General features: G+C 66.3%; 14 protein-coding genes. 4 read left to right on the forward strand and 10 right to left on the reverse strand.

Annotation, left to right across the window (positions count from 1 at the left end; all coding sequences use genetic code 11):
• The 3 genes from A5697_RS16760 to A5697_RS16770 all read right to left on the reverse strand — a co-directional run.
• Positions 1-200, reverse strand: a 200-nt coding sequence (locus A5697_RS16760) for a phosphoribosylformylglycinamidine synthase subunit PurQ (RefSeq protein ID WP_197501036.1), incomplete at its 3' end; no start/stop codon positions are given.
• Complete coding sequence (purS, locus tag A5697_RS16765; RefSeq protein ID WP_066955000.1) at positions 197-436, reverse strand: phosphoribosylformylglycinamidine synthase subunit PurS; 240 nt, start codon at positions 434-436, stop codon at positions 197-199. The genes A5697_RS16760 and purS, both read right to left, overlap by 4 nt.
• A gap of 61 nt (positions 437-497) precedes the next feature.
• Complete coding sequence (locus A5697_RS16770) at positions 498-1,232, reverse strand: ATPase (RefSeq protein WP_197501037.1); 735 nt, start codon at positions 1,230-1,232, stop codon at positions 498-500.
• On the opposite strand from A5697_RS16770, the gene A5697_RS16775 reads away from it, so the two are divergent.
• Positions 1,209-1,847 (forward strand): MBL fold metallo-hydrolase, encoded by a 639-nt coding sequence (locus A5697_RS16775; RefSeq protein ID WP_067950259.1) that lies wholly within the window; start codon positions 1,209-1,211, stop codon positions 1,845-1,847. The genes A5697_RS16770 and A5697_RS16775 overlap by 24 nt on opposite strands.
• 55 nt (positions 1,848-1,902) lie before the next feature.
• Here the strand turns inward: A5697_RS16775 and A5697_RS16780 are convergent, their stop codons facing one another.
• On the reverse strand, positions 1,903-3,570 hold the full coding sequence (locus A5697_RS16780) for an FAD-binding dehydrogenase (RefSeq protein WP_068011435.1): 1,668 nt from the start codon (positions 3,568-3,570) through the stop codon (positions 1,903-1,905).
• A 48-nt stretch (positions 3,571-3,618) separates the two neighbouring features.
• The gene (locus tag A5697_RS16785) at positions 3,619-4,323 is read right to left on the reverse strand and encodes a DUF2334 domain-containing protein (protein ID WP_067950255.1); all 705 of its coding nucleotides are present in this window, start codon (positions 4,321-4,323) and stop codon (positions 3,619-3,621) included.
• Between the two features lie 136 nt (positions 4,324-4,459).
• Here A5697_RS16785 and A5697_RS16790 point away from each other — a divergent pair, with 136 nt between their 5' ends.
• Both A5697_RS16790 and A5697_RS16795 read left to right on the forward strand, forming a co-directional pair.
• Complete coding sequence (locus A5697_RS16790; protein ID WP_068011436.1) at positions 4,460-6,079, forward strand: DHA2 family efflux MFS transporter permease subunit; 1,620 nt, start codon at positions 4,460-4,462, stop codon at positions 6,077-6,079.
• 178 nt (positions 6,080-6,257) lie between these two features.
• Positions 6,258-7,877, forward strand: coding sequence for a DHA2 family efflux MFS transporter permease subunit (locus A5697_RS16795; RefSeq protein ID WP_067950251.1), 1,620 nt, complete (start codon positions 6,258-6,260; stop codon positions 7,875-7,877).
• A 32-nt stretch (positions 7,878-7,909) separates the two neighbouring features.
• On the opposite strand, the gene A5697_RS16800 is transcribed toward A5697_RS16795, so the two are convergent.
• Entirely contained in the window at positions 7,910-10,033 is a 2,124-nt protein-coding gene (locus tag A5697_RS16800) for a S9 family peptidase (RefSeq protein ID WP_068011437.1), read from the reverse strand.
• Positions 10,030-10,917 carry a phosphoribosylaminoimidazolesuccinocarboxamide synthase gene (locus A5697_RS16805; protein ID WP_067947737.1) on the reverse strand — a complete coding sequence of 296 codons (888 nt, stop codon included), beginning with the start codon at positions 10,915-10,917 and terminating at the stop codon, positions 10,030-10,032. Before A5697_RS16805 ends, A5697_RS16800 begins: the two co-directional genes overlap by 4 nt.
• 64 nt (positions 10,918-10,981) lie before the next feature.
• Here A5697_RS16805 and A5697_RS16810 point away from each other — a divergent pair, with 64 nt between their 5' ends.
• Positions 10,982-11,602 carry a hypothetical protein gene (locus A5697_RS16810; RefSeq protein WP_067947739.1) on the forward strand — a complete coding sequence of 207 codons (621 nt, stop codon included), beginning with the start codon at positions 10,982-10,984 and terminating at the stop codon, positions 11,600-11,602.
• On the opposite strand, the gene A5697_RS16815 is transcribed toward A5697_RS16810, so the two are convergent.
• Genes A5697_RS16815 through purB form a run of 3 tightly spaced genes read right to left on the reverse strand, consistent with a single transcriptional unit; the run spans position 11,567 to position 15,245 of the window.
• The gene (locus tag A5697_RS16815; protein ID WP_067947741.1) at positions 11,567-12,586 is read right to left on the reverse strand and encodes a tellurite resistance/C4-dicarboxylate transporter family protein; all 1,020 of its coding nucleotides are present in this window, start codon (positions 12,584-12,586) and stop codon (positions 11,567-11,569) included. The two genes, A5697_RS16810 and A5697_RS16815, sit on opposite strands and share 36 nt — an antisense overlap.
• A complete protein-coding gene (locus tag A5697_RS16820; protein WP_068011438.1) occupies positions 12,583-13,830 on the reverse strand; it encodes a cytochrome P450 in 1,248 nt (415 codons plus the stop codon). Before A5697_RS16820 ends, A5697_RS16815 begins: the two co-directional genes overlap by 4 nt.
• Positions 13,827-15,245 carry an adenylosuccinate lyase gene (purB, locus tag A5697_RS16825; RefSeq protein ID WP_067947747.1) on the reverse strand — a complete coding sequence of 473 codons (1,419 nt, stop codon included), beginning with the start codon at positions 15,243-15,245 and terminating at the stop codon, positions 13,827-13,829. Before purB ends, A5697_RS16820 begins: the two co-directional genes overlap by 4 nt.
• Between the last annotated feature and the right edge of the window lie 41 nt (positions 15,246-15,286).

A 15,286-nucleotide genomic window follows, 5' to 3' on the forward strand; every position in this document is an offset into this window, starting at 1 on the left:
GCGAACCTCGCGATTGCCCCGGCCCGCAGGTAGTCGCCATAGGAGAAACCTCCCGGCACCACCACGGCGTCGACGCCCCTGAGATCGGCGTCGGCATGCCACAGGCTGACCGCCTCGGCGCCGACATGCCGCGCCGCCCGCGCGGCGTCGACGTCGTCCAGGGTCCCCGGAAAGGTGATGATGCCGATTCGTGCCGTCACTTGGTTTCCCGGCTGATCGTCCAGTCCTCGATCACCGTGTTCGCCAACAGCGTTTCCGCTATGTCGGCCAGCACCGAATCGTCGACGGTGTCGTCTACCTCGAGTTCGAATCTCTTGCCTTGTCGCACATCTGAGATCCCCGGATGACCGAGTCGGCCCAACGCGCCGACAATGGCCTGACCCTGCGGGTCGAGAATCTCCGCTTTGGGCATCACATGAACGACTACCCGGCCCACCGGCGCTCCTCCTCAGATCTGTCTTCGCGCCAACTCTACCGGCGGAAGTGCAGCTAGGCCGTTACGGGCACGAGGCAATGTAGGCCTCGCAGAGGGGCGCGGTCATGGCGTTCAGCACGGGATCGTCCGCCATTGCCGGCCACGGGACCTGCGGCGGGCCCGACGACCAGAGCGTGAGCTCGCTGATCGTGCTGCTGGCGGGGTGGGCGAGCAGGTAGGTGTGCATGACGACCGGACCGCTGATCACCGCGGCCATCCGGTTCGTTTCGTCGCTGGTGATCGACGGTGATTGCTGCGGCGCACGTTGCTGGCAGGAGCGCAGCGCGGAGACGGCGTTGCTGAACACCGATCCGGCGATGGCGCCGCCGCTGGCCGTATCGCCACGCCAGTGCAGGATCTGTGCCTGCAACTGCCACTGCCCGTCCGGGTGGGCGACCGTGGCGTGTGCCACGACGGCCGAATCGCGGGGGTCCCGCGGCACCGGCGGTGTGGCACACAACTCCTCGAACCGGAATCGAGGCCCGGGCGTCGACCCGGTCACCTGCGCCGCCAGGCTCGCCAGCGGCGGCCAGCCGTAAACCGGGTCCAGCGGCACCGCTCGTCGCTGGATCCACGCGGAGTCGGGGATCTGGTCACACACGGGCGGACAGGCCTGCGGCTCGGTGTGTGCGGGCACAGCGACGATCAGAGCCACCCCGAGGCCGCCGACCACCACCATGGTCGCCAGGATCACCCGCATCGGCATCACCCCCGTCAGGGCACAATCGTAGTCATGCAGCTCACGCATTTCGGCCACTCCTGCCTACTTGCAGAATTCGACCACACCCGCGTGCTCTTCGATCCTGGAACGTTCGCGCACGGCTTTGAGGGCATAACGGGGTTATCGGCCATCCTGATCACCCATCAGCACCCCGACCACGTCGACGGCAGCCGCCTGCCGGCGCTGCTCGAAGGCAACCCGGACGCCGCGCTGTACGCAGACCCGCAGACCGCCGCCCAGCTGGGCGCGCCGTGCCAGGCCGTGCACGTCGGTGACGAGCTGACGATCGGTGAGCTGACGGTTCGTGCGGTCGGCGGCAAACACGCCGTAATTCACCCCGAAATCCCTGTGATAGAGAACATTTCATTTCTGGTGGGCGACGGCGATCATCGCGCCAGGCTGATGCACCCCGGTGATGCGCTCTTCGTGCCCGACGAGCCCGTGGACGTCTTGGCGACACCGGCGGCCGCCCCGTGGATGAAGATCGCCGAGGCCGTCGACTACCTGCGCGCGGTGGCGCCGGCGCGTGCGGTGCCTATCCACCAAGGGATCATCGCCCCGGATGCACGGGGGATCTACTACGGCCGGCTCACCGAGATGACCACGACCGATTTCCAGGTGCTGCCCGAGGAGGACGCGGTCACCTTCTGACCGCTACTCACCTCGAGGGTCACGCCGGCGTGCCGTTCGGCGATGGGCCACAGCGCTAGGCGATGTCGTCGGCCACGCCGCGGCCGGCGGCCCGGCCGGAGAAGATGCAACCACCCAAAAACGTGCCCTCCAGGGCGCGGTAGCCGTGCACGCCGCCCCCTCCGAAGCCGGCCACCTCACCGGCGGCGTACAACCCGTTCAAGGGTGTGCCGTCGGCTTTCAGCACGCGGGCGGCCAAGTCGGTTTCGATGCCGCCCAACGTCTTTCGCGTCAGGATGTGCAGTTTTACCGCGATCATCGGGCCTGCCTTCGGATCGGTCAGCCGGTGCGGTGCCACCACCCGGCCCAGCCGGTCGCCCAGATAGCCCCGGGCGGCGCGGATCGCGGTGATCTGGCCGTCCTTGCTGAACTTGTTGGCCACCTCGCGGTCGCGGGCGGTCACCTCGCCCTCCACAGTGGCGTAATCCAGCGGCGCCACGTCGGGCAACTTGTTCATGCCGGTGACCAACTCCCGCAACGAGTCTGCGCTGACGAAGTCCACACCCCGGTCGACGAACGCCTGCACCGGCCCCGGCGGCCCGGAGCGCGCCCGGTTACGCAGCAGCTCGCGCAGGCTCTGCCCGGTCAAATCGGGATTCTGCTCCTGCCCAGACAGTGCGAATTCCTTCTCGATGATTTTGGCGTTCAACACAAACCACGTGTAGTCGTATCCGGATTTGGTGATGTATTCCAGCGTGCCGAGGGTGTCGAAACCGGGGTACAGCGGCACCGGCAACCGCTTGCCGGTCGCGTCGAGCCACAGCGACGACGGCCCCGGGATGATCCGGATCCCGTGCAGCGGCCAGATCGGGTCGTAGTTGGTGATGCCCTCGGTGTAGTGCCACATCCGGTCAGGGTTGATCACCCGCGCACCGGCCCGCTGGGAGATGCCGATCATCCTGCCGTCAACGTGAGCGGGCACGCCGCTGAGTAACTGCTCGGGTATGCGGCCCATCCGCTCGGGCCAATTCTTCCGCACCAGCTCGTGGTTGCCGCCGATGCCGCCACTCGTGACTATCACCGCGGGAGCACGGAACTCGAACTGCCCCACGGCCGTTCGTGATGACGCCACGCCCCTGGGCGCGGCAGAGGGCTCCAGCACAGTGCCCCGGACGCCGGTCACCGCGACGCCCTCGACGATCAACTCGTCGACCTGGTGGCGGTGCGCGAAGCGCACTGTCGAGCGGTTCCGCAGCTGACGGGCGAAGATCTCGACCAATGCGGGTCCGGTGCCCCAGGTGATGTGGAAGCGAGGCACCGAATTGCCATGGCCCTGTGCGTCGTACCCGCCACGTTCGGCCCAACCCACCAACGGAAAGAGCTTGAGTCCCCGGTCACGCAGCCAACGGCGCTTCTCCCCCGCAGCGAAATCGACGTAGGCGTGCGCCCATTGGCGTGGCCAGTAGTCCTCGGGCCGGTCGAACGCTGCGGTACCGAGCCAGTCCTGCAGGGCGAGTTCGTGGCTGTCGCGGATCCCCAGACGGCGCTGCTCGGGGCTGTCGACGAAGAACAGGCCGCCGAACGACCAGAACGCCTGCCCACCCAGGTTGGCGCTACTCTCCTGGTCGACGATCAGCACCCGCAGGCCCCGGTCCACCAGTTCGCAGGCGGCGACCAGCCCTGCGAGTCCCGCCCCCACGATGATGGCATCGGCGCCGAACCCCGCGGCCGAAGAATCGCTCATGTCGGACCAGGGTAGTGCCCGCGCCGGACGGGTTGAGGGGACGCTTGGTCAGGCCGCGTCGAGAATCGCCTTGTCGCGCCGCCAGCGGTAAACCGCGGGCGCACAGCCGTGCATCAGCGACAGATCGACGGCGTCCACCATCGCCTGCAGCGGACCGGGTTTGCGCAGGTGACGAGCGGCTACGGCGACCCGCACCACCCCGCCGCGCCGGGCGATCCGCTCGGCGGACAGCACCACCATCCGGCACCACCACGGTTCGGTGAGAAAACCCTCCCCGATACCCAACACCCGGGAGCGCACCGTGGTGTGCCGAACCAGGTCGGTAATGCCATGCAGGTCGGCAAGCAGGCGAAAACCGTTGTCCGGCAAGGCCTTGATCACTCCCGGGGAAACCACCCAGCCGGGCGCCGCGAACAGCCGCGTGCGCAGCCCGAGGTGCTCGAGCACCCGGTCGGCAGCCATCAGCCGCAGGTTTGCCTCGTGTGCCCGAAGGATCGCGAACTCGCCGCGCCGCTTCTTGGTGGCCGCGTCGTCGTAGCCGTGCAGCACGATCGCATCGCCGCCGGAACGCCGGTCGGTCAACCATTCGACGGTGCGCGGGTCGTGGTCGAGTCGGTAGTCACCACTGAGCCGGGGTGCCACCAACAGCGACACCGGCACGTTACGGGCATCCATTTGCGCGCAGAACGCCTCAACGTCAGGCAGGGTACGTTCGCCTATCCCCGAGACCGAGACGATCAATTTTCCAGCCACACCCGCAGTTTGACGATCTCAGGTGTCGGAATGGTGAAGGACACGCAGACGGCAGGCGTATATCGGTACCGCAGGTCCTGCAGATTCGGCCGCGCGGCATGGGCCTACGGGCGACCGCGGAGGGAATCGGTTCGATATGCTAAGCAACGCCATGGATCAGGCCCCGTACGCAGCGGCCGACACCCCGCTGCCTTACGTCCCCGCCCCGCAGCTGGGCGAGGGTGAGCCGGTCTATCCCGACAAGCTGGATGCTGGACTGTTGCGCATTTCCGGCGTATGCATCCTGGCCACGGTGATGGCGATCGTGGATGTCACCGTCGTCAGCGTCGCGCAGCGCACCTTCATCGACCAATTCGCCTCCTCGCAGGCCGTCGTCGCATGGACGATGACCGGCTACACCCTGGCGTTGGCGACCGTCATACCGATCACCGGGTGGGCGGCCGACCGGTTCGGCACCAAGCGACTCTTCATGGGCTCCGTGCTGGCGTTCACGCTGGGCTCACTGCTGTGCGCGTTGGCCGCGAACGTCTTGCAGCTCATCATCTTTCGGGTGGCCCAAGGCATCGGCGGCGGCATGCTGTTGCCCCTGAGTTTCATGATCTTGACCCGCGAAGCGGGCCCTTTGCGGCTCGGTCGCCTGATGTCGATCCTGAGCATCCCGATGCTGTTAGCCCCGATCGGTGGTCCGATCATGGGCGGCTGGCTCATCGGCACCTCGAGCTGGCGGTGGATCTTTCTGATCAACCTGCCGATCGGAGTCATCACGATCGTGCTCGGGGCCATCATCTTTCCCCGGGACCACCCGGCGCGGTCGGAGACCTTCGACCTCGTCGGCGTGCTGCTGCTGTCCCCCGGCCTCGCGACATTCCTGTTCGCGGTGTCATCGATCCCGCACTGCGGGACCGTGGCAGATCGCCGCGTGCTGATACCGGCGACCATCGGTCTGGGCTTGATCGCCGGGTTCGTTGCGCACGCGTGGCGCCGTGCGGATCACCCCCTCATCGATCTGAGATTGTTCCGCAACCCCGTGCTCACTCACGCCAATGTGACGATGCTGGTGTTTGCCGGCGCCTTTTTCGGTGCCGGCTTGCTGCTTCCGAGTTACTTCCAGCAGGTGCTGCACCAGACGCCGAGGCAGGCGGGCCTGCGCATGATCCCCCAGGGCCTCGGCGCCATGCTGACCATGCGTCTGACCGGGCCGCTGGTGGACCGGCAGGGCCCCGGCAAGATCGTGCTGGTCGGCATCACGCTGATCACTGCAGGCCTGGGCACGTTCGCCATCGGTGTCGCCAGGCAGGCCGACTACCTGCCCACGCTGCTGATCGGCCTCGCGATCATGGGTCTCGGGATGGGCTGCACCATGATGCCGCTGTCGGTCGCCGCGGTGCAGGCGCTTGCCCCGCACCAGATCGCCCGGGGCACGACGTTGATGAGCGTGAGCCATCAGGTCGGCGGGTCGGTGGGCACCGCGCTGATGTCGATGATCCTGACCAATCAGTTCAACCGGAGCGACAACATCGTCGCCGCGAACAAGTTTGCGGCGCTACAGCAGCAGGCCGCCGTCAGCGGGGTGCCGGTCGACCAGTCCGCGATGCCGCACCAGACGCTTGACGCCGGTTTTTGGGCCAAGGTCGCACACGATCTTTCCCACGCCTATACGGCGGTATTTGTGATAGCGGTGGTGTTGGTGATGTTCACGATAATTCCGGCGTCCTTTCTGCCGAAAAAGCCGGCGAGCCAAACATTGGGTGAATAGCCCGAGGCCGCCCTGCGCGGCGGCGGTCGGCCGTCACGAGCTTGTCGAACGGTTCACTGCGCCCGCCCGCGGGTGAACATTTTCGCTCCGACCACCGGTCACCCGTCTGGCCAGCAGGAAAAGGGCGACAGACGAACCAAACGCCTAAAAGCTTCTACGCGAGGGTATCGGTATAGATATGCTCGGCAACACGATGCAGAAGGCCTATTCCGCCCCTTCCGATGCCGCGGGCGACCCCCCTCCAACCGGGCAGTCGGACACGGACAAACACGAGTCTCCCGACAAACTGGACGCTGCGCTGCTCCGCATCGCCGGGGTGTGCGGGCTGGCCTGCATCATGGCGATCTTGGACAACACCGTGGTGCTGGTCGCGCAGCCCACCTTCCTCGCGCAGTTCGGCTCGACCCAGGCCATCGTCTCCTGGACCATCGCCGGCTACATGCTCGCCTTCGCGACTGTGATCCCGATAACGGGTTGGGCTGCCGACCGGTTCGGCACCAAACGGCTCTTCATGGGTTCGATCTTGCTCTTCACGCTGGGCTCACTCCTGTGCGCGTTGGCGCCGAACATCCTGACACTTATCATCTTTCGAGTAGTCCAGGGTGTGGGCGGTGGCATGTTGTTGCCGCTGAGTTTTGTGATCCTGACGCGCGAGGCCGGCCCCAAACGTGTCGGCCGCCTCATGGCCATCGGCGGCCTCCCAATTCTGCTCGGCCCCATCGGTGGCCCGATTCTGGGCGGCTGGCTGATCGATTCCTACGGCTGGAAATGGATCTTCTTCGTCAACCTGCCGGTCGGTCTCGCCGCATTCGCTCTCGCGGCGGTCATGTTCGCCAAAGACCGCTCGGCCCCGTCGGAGGCATTCGACTTCGTCGGTGTGCTACTGCTGTCGCCCGGCGTGGCGGCGTTCCTGATCGGGGTGTCGTCCATCCCGGGCCGGGGCACAGTGGCCGACCGCTACGTCCTGGTACCAGCGCTTCTCGGGCTGGCCTTGATCGTCGCATTCGTCTTGCATGCCTGGTATCGCGCCGATCACCCACTGATTGACCTGCGGCTTTTCCAGAACCGCGTTGTCACCGAAGTCAACGTGACGTTGCTGGTATTCGCCGTTGCATTCGTTGGCGCCGGGCTGCTGGTTCCGAGCTATTTCCAGGTCGTTATGCACGAAACCCCGATGCAGGCCGGGCTGCACATGGTGCCGGTAGGAGTCGGTGCACTGGTGACCATGCCGCTCGGCGGGGCATTCGTGGACCGGCGGGGGCCGGGCAAGATCGTGGTGGCCGGCCTCGCGCTGATGGCCGTGGGTCTGGGCATCTTCACCTTCGGAGTGTCCAGGCAGGCCGCCTATCAACCGATGCTGCTGGTCGGGTTGACGGTCATGGGCCTGGGCATAGGCTTCACCACGACGCCGCTCAATGCGGCGCTGATGCAGTCGCTGGCGCCGCATCAGATCGCCCGCGGGACGACGTTGATGAGCGTCAACCAACAGATCGGTGGCTCGATCGGAGCCGCCTTGATGGCGGTGATACTGACCAATCAGTTCAATCACAACGCGTACATCGCCAGTGCAAACAAGTTGGCGGCTCTGCAAGGTGACGCCGCCAGACGTGGGCAGGCGGTCGACCCTGCTGCCATTCCGCGGCAGACGACCAGTCCCGATTTCGCGGGCAACCTTATGAACAGTCTTTCCCACGCCTACACGGTGGTCTACGTGCTGGCTGTCGTGCTGGTCGCGTTGACGATGATTCCGGCGTGGTTCTTGCCGAAGAAGGTACCGAGCCACGCGGTCGAAGGGTGAGCCGCCGTCACCGTTCTCCAGAGCCGCCGCCATCACTGTGGCCTTCGGCCACAGCCAACAGCCAACAGCCAGGCGTACTGGAACGCGGTCTCCTGCCACGCCTTGTAGCGACCACTGACCCCGCCGTGTCCGGCGTTCATCTGGGTCTTCAGCAGAATCGGACTGCCGTTGGCATTGGCGTGCCGCAAAGCCGCCACCCACTTGGCCGGCTCGACGTAGTAGACCCTGGTGTCGTTCAGGGAAGTCATCGCCAAAATGGCCGGGTACTGCTTGGCCTCGACATTCTCGTAGGGCGAATATGACTTCATGTAGGAATAGACATCTTTGTCCTGCAATGGGTTTCCCCATTCGTCCCATTCCGTGACGGTCAGCGGCAAGGAGGGATCGAGGATGGTGGTCAGCGGGTCGACGAACGGGACCTGCGCCAGGATGCCGGCGAAGAGATCCGGCGCCAGGTTGGCGACCGCCCCCATCAGCAGGCCGCCCGCACTGCCGCCCAGCGCCACCAGCTGATGCGGCCGGGTGACACCCGTGTCGACCAAGTGCCTTGCCACGGCTACGAAGTCGGTGAAGGTGTTCTTCTTCTCCAACAGCTTCCCGTGCTCGTACCACGGCCGGCCCATCTCACCGCCACCGCGGACGTGGGCGATGGCGAAGACCATTCCGCGGTCGAGCAGCGACAACCGAGCGATGGAGAAGCTGGGGTCGGTGCATATCTCGTAGGCGCCATAGCCGTAAAGCAAGGCCGGCGCCGGGAATTCGATCCCCGCGCGGTGCACGATGGATACCGGGATGCGGGTCCCGTCGTCCGCAAGGGCCCAGTCGCGCCGCTCTACGTAGTCCTCGGTGCGATAACCGCCGAGGACGGGTTGCTCACGCAGCAACGTTCGTTCTCCGGTGGCAAAGTCGATGTCGTATACCCGCGCCGGGATGACCAGCGACCCCGCTCTGATTCGCAACTTGGGTGCATCCCAGTTCGGGTTGCCCGCAAGACCGGCCGACATCAGCTCCGAGTCGAACGTAATCTCCTCGGGCTCACCGTATTCCCCTCCGGAATCGATGTGCCACACCTGGAGCCTGGGCAACGCCTCCCGCCGGTAGCTGACCACCAGATGGCCGGCGAAGGCGTCGACGCCGTCGAGTCGCACGTCGTCGCGGTGCGGGATCAGCGTGCGCTGCCGGGTCGGATCGCTCACCGGCGCTTCGGTCAGCGCGAAGTTCACCGCGGCCTCGTTGTGCAGAATCAGGAACCGGTCCTGCCCACCGACCACCGCATGCTCGACGGCGTACTCGATGCCTTCGCGCCGCGGCAGCACGACGGTGAAGGTTGCACGCGGGTCGGCGGCGTCGGCGTACCGGTACTCGGAGGTGATGGACGAACCCGATGCGATCAATACATAGGTCTCGCTCCGGGTGAGCCCCACGCCGAGCCAAAACCGTTCGTCGGCCTCGTGATACACCAACTCCGCGGCCTCGCCGGAGCCGACCCGGTAGCGCCAGACCTTGTCCGGGCGGTGCGCCTCATCCAGGGTCAGGTAGTACACGGTGCGGTTGTCGGCCGCCCAGGTCGCGCCCGCCCCGATGTCGGCGATCTGGTCCGGATACAGCTCGCCGGTGCGCAGGTCTTTGAAGCGCAGCGTATAGCGTTCGTCGCCGATGGTGTCGACGGAATATGCCAGCAGATTTCCGTCCAGGCTGACGGTGGCGGCACCGAGCGCGAAGAACTCGTGACCCTGCGCCTCGGCGTTCGAGTCGAGCAGGATCTGCTCGCCGGGTATTTCGGTGTCCTCTTCCAGTGTCGGCGGATCCCAGTCATCGGGATCGCTCACCGGACAACGGCACTGGACGCGGTACTGCTTTCCTTCGAAGGTGCGGGCGTAGTACCACCAGTCGCCCTGTCGCGTCGGAACCGACAAGTCGGTCTCCTTGGTACGCGCCTTGATCTCATCGAAGATCTTCTGCCGCAAGGGTTCTAGATCGGCTGTCATCCGGTCGACGTAGTCGTTTTCCGCCTCAAGGTAGGCGACGACTTCGGGGTCCGACTTGTCGCGCAGCCACTCGTAGGGGTCGATGAAGACGTCTCCGTGATGCTCGCGTCGGGTCTCCTCGCGCTTGGCGACGGGCGGCGCCGACGCGCCGGCGCCTGTATCCGTCATGCGCCGATCCAGTCGCCGAAACTCAGGCCGGAAATGCGTTCGTAGGCATCGATATAGCGGCCGCGAGTGGCATCGATGATGTAGTCGGGCAGCGGTGGCGGTGGTTGCGAACCATGGCGGTCCCAGCCCGACTCGGGGCTGGTGAGCCAGTTACGGACGAATTGCTTGTCAAAGCTCGTCTGCACAACCCCGACCCGGTAATCCTCGGCCGGCCAGTATCGCGAGGAGTCCGGCGTGAAGATCTCATCGGCCAGAAGCAGATTGCCGTCGCGGTCGGTGCCGAACTCAAACTTCGTGTCGGCGATGATGATTCCCCTCGTCAGAGCGTGGTCGGCGGCCTGAACATAGATCTGCAGCGTGCGGTCGCGCAGCTGGTTGGCATAAACCCCGCCCACTAATTCGATCACCCGGTTGAACGAGATGTTCTCGTCGTGATCCCCCAGCGCCGCTTTAGTGGCGGGGGTGAACAGTGGTTCGGAGAACTTGCTGGCCTCGACGAGGCCGGGAGGCAGGGTGATGCCGCAGACCTTCCCGGTCGCCTGATAGTCCAGCAATCCCGACCCGGTGAGGTAGCCGCGCGCAACGCACTCCACCGGCAGCATCTCCAGCCGCCGCACCACCAGGGCACGGCCAAGGACCTCCTCGGGGATCCGTGGGTCATCCGGTGGCCCGGCCAGGTGATTGGGAGCGTCGACAAGGCCGAAGAAGAAGACGCTCATCGCGGTGAGGATGCGGCCCTTGTCCGGGATGATGCTGTCCAGGACGTAGTCGTACGCCGAGATCCGGTCAGTGGCGACCAGCAGCAGATGTTCCTGGTCGACGCCATAAATCTCGCGGACCTTGCCGCTGGCCAGGTGCCGGTAGTCGGACAGTGCGGGGCGCATCGGGTCAGCCTATCGGGCACCCGGGAAGGGGCCGCGCGTCGGGAGCTGTGCTGGGATCGAGACTATGACCCCGCGGTTTTTGCCCTACTCCACCCGACCCGGCCGGCTGATGGTCCAGCTGCTCAGCGACTTCGCCGTCGTCCTGTGGACCGCTATCTGGCTGCTAGTCGGACTGGCGGTTTACGACGCCGTTTCGACGATCGCGGACGCCGGCCGGCAAGTCGAGAGCGGCGCGCATGGCATCGCCGGCAATCTGGCGTCGGCCGGCCACGGCGCCCAGCAGATCCCTTTGGTGGGGGACGCGGTCAGCCAGCCGCTGAACTCCGCCAGCCAGGCGGCGCTCGATCTTGCGGGCGCGGGCCACGACTTGGACTCCACCGCCAGCTGGCTTGCGGTCCTGCTGGCGATGGCCATCGCCGCCGTCCCCATCCTCGTCGCGGACGTGCCGTGGCTTCTCCTGCGGCTGCGGTTCTTTCGACGGAAGTTGACCGTCACCGCGTTGGCCGCGACCCCGGCCGGTGAGCAACTCCTTGCCTTGCGGGCATTGACGAACCGTCCGCCGGGAAAGCTCGCCGCGGTCAGCGCGGATCCGGTCGGTGGGTGGCGCCGGGAGGATCCGCTCACCATCCGGGCCCTGGCCGCGCTCGAACTACGCGCGGCCGGCATCTCGATCGGCGGCCTGTAGCAGCGCGCGGCCCAGGAGCAACAACCCGGCGACGACGACAACGAGCCACGCCGCCAACGCATCCCAAAAGAAGACGAGCGAAACGGTCAGCAATGACCGCTGGCCGATCTCGTTGGCCATGGCGTAGCTGGCCGCGGAGTACATGCCCAGCGGGAACACGAGCGCCCACCACACCCCGGCGAAGCGCAACATGTTGGGACGCCTGCTGATCCGGTGCAGGCCGAAGTAGATCAGTGGCGGTATCCACAGGGTGGCCGTCACCCACGTCACGACCGTGACGATGCGCACGGGGCCGGCCAGCCACGCGGGGGCCACGGCGTGGATGTTGTCGCCGGCCAGCGTCGCAATCGCCATGCCGCCCATCAGGATCCAGGTGTCCGGCTCGAATCCGTCCCGGTCCTGTCGCTCGTTGATTACCCGCCACAGGATCAACCAGGTCATCAGGCCATAGATGAGGATCGCCGCCACCCAAACGGCCACGGCTACGGTCAGCCACCACCGATGACCGGTTTCATACGCCGCCCGGGCGATGACGATCGCCAGCCCGGAGCTTCCCACGCTACCCAGTTCCCACGCCCCGTGGGCGTGGTCGCGCAGCGCCGGCCAGCGGCGCGCCAACATGTTCCGCGCGGTGAGCCCGACCAGCACCAACCAGGACGAGAGCCCTACCGCGCCGAGCACCCGCAGGACCCACACGCTGGACGACAACCGGGTGTCGATCACCGCGCAGGCGGCAACGAAGGTGAACAACCGAAGGGTGACATCAGGATCCGCCAGATCCCAACGCAACTTCTCGCGCCTGGCGACGGTTGTCGTGGCCACCAGCGCTACCAAGAACACGAGGCCGACGGTGGCGACGACGCCCAGCGTGTCACTGATCCAGCGGTAGCCGTGGTTGTGCGCGGCGATCGACAGGATTCCGGTCGCCATGACCGCGGCGAAGACGTCCGGCGTCGGCTCGGCCTCGGCGCGTCGGATCGTCACCGTTCCTCGAGGAGTTCCACAACCAGGTGCCGGATGCCGGTATGCCGATTACTGCGAGCCCATTCGACCGGCCGCACAACCCGCACGCCGCCGAACCGGGAGAACAGCTCCTCATAGAGCACGCGCAGTTCCAGCCTTGCCAGGTTGGCACCCAGGCAGTAATGCACGCCTTGACCGAACCCCAAGTGCGGGTTGGGCTTTCGGGCAACATCAAACTCGTCGGCGCGCTCGAATACCGCGGGGTCACGATTCGCCGAGCCCTCCCAGATCTGGATCTTCTGGCCCGCCTCGATCGGCTGCCCGCCGAGCGTCGCGTCGCGGGTAGCGGTGCGCCGCTTGGACGGCGACGGCGACGTCCACCGCACGATCTCCTCGACGGCGGTCGGCAGCGCGTCGAGATCCGCTCGCAGCGCACGTAATTGCTCGGGATGGTTGGCCAGCGCCAGCAGCCCTCCCGCGACCGCGTTGCGCGTCGTCTCCGCGCCGGCACTGAACAGCAGGCTGAAGAACAGGTAGAGCTCGAGATCCGATAGGGACGGCGCATCCGCGTCGTCGACCATCGCGTTCGCCACGACCGACAACATGTCGTCGGTTGGCTCAGCCCGCTTCGACGCGATCAGCTGCTGGCCGTATTCGTACATCCGCGACCCGGCCTCCTCCACCGACAGCTGCGACATCGTGGCCTTGCGCGAGCCGCCGAAGTCGAATTGCGGCTCGATGGCCTCGAACAGCCAATGTCGTTCGGATTCGGGCACTCCCAACAGGATGCAGATCATCTGCATCGGCAGCTCGGCGGCGATGTCGACCAGGAAGTCGAACGGTTCGCCGGGTACCACGGCGTCCAGCAGCCGGCGCGTCCGCGCCCGCAGATCGTCTTCGACCAGCCGGATCATTCGCGGTGTCAGCCCGGAGCTGACGAGTCGCCGTATCTGTGAGTGGCGCGGGTCGTCCATCATGTTGAGTACTTGCCCGGCGATGGACAGATCCTGTAGCAGGGTGCCGCCATACGGTCGGCCGCCGCCCGTGACGGAGGAGTAGGTCGCCGGATCCTTCAGTACCTCAAGCGTTTCCGCATAGGTGGCGACGGACCAGAAGCCCTCGCCGTCGGGGGTGTTGTCGGTCGGCTCGTGCCAGTACACCGGCGCCTCGCGGCGGTGGATGGCGAACAAGTCGTGCGGAAATCCGTTGGCGAAATTGTCCAGATCGGTGAAGTCGATCCCCGCGAGCGCGCCGGCGAGGGTCACAGGATCGCGCCCGGGGCGTACTTGGCGGCGTCCGGGTAGCGGCTTACCAGCGCGTCCACCGCAGCGGCCACCTCGTCCACCTGATCGCCGGCGGCGCCGATGAACGCCTTCTTGTCGGCCAGCGCCGCATCCAGCGCAGCCCGGTCCAGCGGCAGTCGCTCGTCGGCGGCCAACCGCTCCAGCAGATCGGGCTCCGCGCCCTGCTCCCGCATGGCCAGCGCCGTCGCGACCGCGTGCTCTCGGATCACATGGTGCGCGGCCTCGCGCCCCATCCCCGCGCGGACCGCCGCGATGAGGACCTTGGTCGTGGCCAAGAACGGCAGGTAGCGATCCAGCTCGCGGCTGATCACCGCGGGGTAGGCACCGAACTCGTCGAGCACGGTCAAGAACGTCTCGATCTGCCCGTCTATGGCAAAGAAGCTGTCCGGCAACGCAACTCGGCGCACCACCGAGCAGAACACGTCGCCCTCGTTCCACTGCGCGCCCGCAAGCTCGGCAGCCATCGAGGCGTAACCGCGCAGCACCACCTGCAGCCCATTGACCCGTTCGCAACTGCGGGTGTTCATCTTGTGCGGCATCGCCGACGAGCCGACCTGGCCCGGAGCGAATCCCTCGGTGACGAGCTCGTGCCCGGCCATCAGCCGGATCGTATGGGCCATCGACGAGGGTCCGGCGCCGAGCTGCACCAGCGCGGAGAGCACGTCGTGGTCGAGCGACCGCGGATAAACCTGCCCGACGCTGGTCAAAACCGTTGCAAAGCCCAGGAATTGGGCCACGCGACGTTCGAGTTCTGCCAGCTTTACCGCGTCGGCGTCGAGCAGGTCCAACATGTCCTGGGCGGTGCCCATCGGTCCTTTGATACCGCGCAGCGGGTAGCGGTCGATCAACTCGCGCAGCCGCGTCAACGCGATCAGCGTCTCTTGCGCGGCGGATGCGAACCGCTTGCCCAAGGTGGTGGCCTGCGCGGCGACGTTGTGGCTGCGCCCGGCCATCACCAGATCGCGGTAGGACACCGCACGTTCGGCGAGCCGCGCCACCACCGCGATTCCATGGGAGAAGACCAACTCCAGGGACCGCCGAATCTGCAACTGCTCCACGTTCTCGGTCAAGTCGCGGCTGGTCATGCCCTTGTGCACGTGCTCGTGACCGGCCAGCGCGTTGAACTCCTCGATGCGGGCCTTGACGTCGTGGCGCAGCGACCGCTCGCGCTCCGCGATCGAGGCCAGATCGACGTCCTCGAGCACCCGCTCGTAGTCGGCGATGGCGTCCTGCGGAACGTCCACCCCGAGCTCCGCCTGGGCGCGCAGCACGGCCAGCCACAGCCGGCGTTCCGCGACGACCTTGGCCTCCGGCGACCAGATCGCGACCATTTCCGCGCTGGCATACCGGGCGGCCAGGACGTTCGGAATGCTCACAGACATAGAGCTTACGATCCGGCGCCCATACCCTGGGCAGG

Origin of the sequence: Mycobacterium sp. E3251, from assembly GCF_001666835.1 — a bacterium.
Lineage (GTDB): Bacteria > Actinomycetota > Actinomycetes > Mycobacteriales > Mycobacteriaceae > Mycobacterium.

What these genes read in the sequence shown, in the direction of transcription:
- A5697_RS16775 (WP_067950259.1), top strand. Translation starts at nt 1,209, where the DNA reads ATGCAGCTCACGCATTTCGGCCACTCCTGCCTACTTGCAGAATTCGAC.
- A5697_RS16780 (WP_068011435.1), bottom strand. Translation starts at nt 3,570, where the DNA reads ATGAGCGATTCTTCGGCCGCGGGGTTCGGCGCCGATGCCATCATCGTG.
- A5697_RS16790 (WP_068011436.1), top strand. Translation starts at nt 4,460, where the DNA reads ATGCTAAGCAACGCCATGGATCAGGCCCCGTACGCAGCGGCCGACACC.
- A5697_RS16795 (WP_067950251.1), top strand. Translation starts at nt 6,258, where the DNA reads ATGCTCGGCAACACGATGCAGAAGGCCTATTCCGCCCCTTCCGATGCC.
- A5697_RS16800 (WP_068011437.1), bottom strand. Translation starts at nt 10,033, where the DNA reads ATGACGGATACAGGCGCCGGCGCGTCGGCGCCGCCCGTCGCCAAGCGC.
- A5697_RS16805 (WP_067947737.1), bottom strand. Translation starts at nt 10,917, where the DNA reads ATGCGCCCCGCACTGTCCGACTACCGGCACCTGGCCAGCGGCAAGGTC.
- A5697_RS16810 (WP_067947739.1), top strand. Translation starts at nt 10,982, where the DNA reads ATGACCCCGCGGTTTTTGCCCTACTCCACCCGACCCGGCCGGCTGATG.